General features: G+C 33.9%; 3 protein-coding genes. All 3 read left to right on the forward strand.

The features are described from left to right. Positions 1-27 precede the first annotated feature (27 nt). Positions 28-753, forward strand: coding sequence for a hypothetical protein (locus RR554_RS12090; protein WP_332468142.1), 726 nt, complete (start codon positions 28-30; stop codon positions 751-753). Positions 754-840: 87 nt separating this feature from the next. Beyond that, positions 841-1,710 carry a hypothetical protein gene (locus RR554_RS12095; RefSeq protein WP_332468143.1) on the forward strand — a complete coding sequence of 290 codons (870 nt, stop codon included), beginning with the start codon at positions 841-843 and terminating at the stop codon, positions 1,708-1,710. Between the two features lie 17 nt (positions 1,711-1,727). Next, positions 1,728-2,441 carry a hypothetical protein gene (locus tag RR554_RS12100; RefSeq protein ID WP_332468144.1) on the forward strand — a complete coding sequence of 238 codons (714 nt, stop codon included), beginning with the start codon at positions 1,728-1,730 and terminating at the stop codon, positions 2,439-2,441. Positions 2,442-2,443: the final 2 nt, after the last annotated feature.

The following is a 2,443-nucleotide window of genomic DNA, read 5'->3' on the forward strand; positions in this document are numbered from 1 at the left end:
TAACAACATATAGAAGGGAAGATGAGAATGAAATCTAAGCTACCTCGTGTGTGCCTAATTTCAATATTGTTATTGGTGGTATTATGCTTTTTTAATAAACCTGCATTTGCTGCCAATGGCAATCTTCCTTCTGGAGTTGTGATAGGTGATGATAAAGGTTTTGAAGTAGAGCATGACGGAAATTACCTGTTTGATATTAAAAACTTACGACCAGGTTCGAAGTTTAAAAGAACTATTTCTATTGGTAATTACTCTGAAACTAATTCAACACCAATTACGATTGATATGAAGATGGATTATGATAAACATAAGCCAATCATCAAAGGAAAAGAAAACCTTTTAGAAGTCGTTCAGGTGAAGTTTAAAGTTGATGACAAAAAAATATATGAAGGCTCGTTAGACTTTTCTGGATTAAAAAAAGTTCGAAATAAGAAAGACCCAATTAAGATAAAAACATTTAAAACTGGAGAAGCTGCAACCCTTACTGCAGAATTCGAAGTTCCAGAAGACGTGGATCCATCTAAATGGGTTGCCTCAAACTCTGCTGAGTTTGTTTTGATATTTACAGCAACAAGAGATGGGGTACCGATTAAAGAGCCAGATCCAAAAGTAAAAAAACCTGGGTTAGCAGGCATTTTACCTAAGACTGGCGAAGAATTGGCGTTTTTATTATTAGGTATTGCTGTTGGTTTTCTGTTAATCATATTGGCAGTTAAAGTCTTTATAAAGGAAAGAAAAGAACAAAGGAATTAATCAAGTTATCTTGATTAATTTCATAAGAGTGAGCTATCTGACAGCCCTTTTATGAAATTAATCAATTTATTTTATAGGAGGAGAACAATGAAAAAGAAAAATAAACTAAAACAGCCCCTCACTAAGAAAATGTCTTCATCAAAAGCCGTTAAACAAGTTTTAAAGGAGAATAAACCTTTGTTTGCAGCATTTGGGACGGGATTTGTCCTCATCTTAGTGATTGGTTCTACGTTTGCGTGGTCAAGTTTTTCTAGTTGGGTAAAAAATCACATGCAATCTGAAGTAGGAACTCTTGAAGTGAAAATTATCGAAGATTATGAACAAGATAGTGTTTTTGATTTGGGAAAAGAGATTACTAAAAAAGTTGATGTTAGAAATATGTCCAAATATCCAGCTATTGTCAGAGTTCAATTCATTGAATCAGCTGCTAATTTTAAGATAGATGATAAAACAGGAATGCTTGAAAAAAAGACAACTCAAGGTGGAAGTGATTTAGCAATCAAGGACAAGGCTGAAACATGGAAAGTAGGAGCTGTTTATCCAGACCAGTTTAAAAAAGGTAATTTTTACGTAATTAATCAATCAGAAATTAATTACCAAACAAAGTATAAAGAGGACGCAACTCGTCCTAAATTACTAAAACCTTTTGAAATTACTTATTCGCCAACAATCAAAGAACAACCAACGCCACCACCAGCTCAAGTACCGTATTGGGTGTATGAGAATGGTTTCTTTTATTATTCTCAGGTTTTAGAGGGGAATAAGCAATCGGAAGTAAGTGTGATGGAGTCTGTTAAGATGCTGAAAGAAAACTTAGTTAATCCTAGTAAAAATATGTTATATAAAATCGATGTCAATGCATATGGAATTCGAGCGAACGAAGGGTCTTTAGAGAAATGGACAACAAATCAAGCTTTAATTGATATGTACAAAGCTGATCCAAAATTTGAAGAATAAACTGAAGGGAGAACATGATGAGTAAAAAAGTGAATCGAAAAAAAACTAAAAGTTGTAAACTAACTCTGTCTCTCAAAGGAAAAGGTTTTTTTCTTGCGGGTCTGGTAGTGATTTTTACGATAGGTATCGTTGCTGTAAATGCAGCAAATAATCGGAAATCTGATGTTGCAACGAATAATTTTACAGTCGCTCACTTGGAAGGTCGAATAGAGGAAACTTTTGATTCTGATGTGGCGCCTGAGATGGGAAAAGAAGTAACAAAAGATGTCAAAGTTAAAAATACAGGGAACACTAATTTATTTGTTCGTGTGATGGTATTTCCAGAAGTTGTTTCAAAAACGGATGTTCAATTACCAGCTAATATCAAAAAAGAAGGTGTATCTGGTCAAATCGAGTTATTAAATCGCAACAATGATGAATGGATTGATGGCGGCGATGATTATTACTACTATACAAAAAAGATTGAACCAGAAAAAAGCTCGCCAAGTCTTTTTACCGGTGTTAAATTAGATGGTTCTTTACTAAAGGAAGAAGACAACCAACAAGACCAAAATGAATTTCATTATTATTCATATGATGGAAGTAAAATGACGATTATGATTAAAGAAGAAACAATAACAACAAGTGGTGACACGTATCAAGAAGCGTGGAACATGAAAAATGAAAATGGACAATTTAAAACAGATGCTCTAGCAAAAGTGGCTGATGCCTTAGCAAAAGAAAAGGAGTGAGG

The sequence above is a fragment of the Vagococcus sp. genome (genome assembly GCF_036639995.1).
In the GTDB taxonomy this organism is placed as follows: Bacteria; Bacillota; Bacilli; order Lactobacillales; family Vagococcaceae; genus Vagococcus.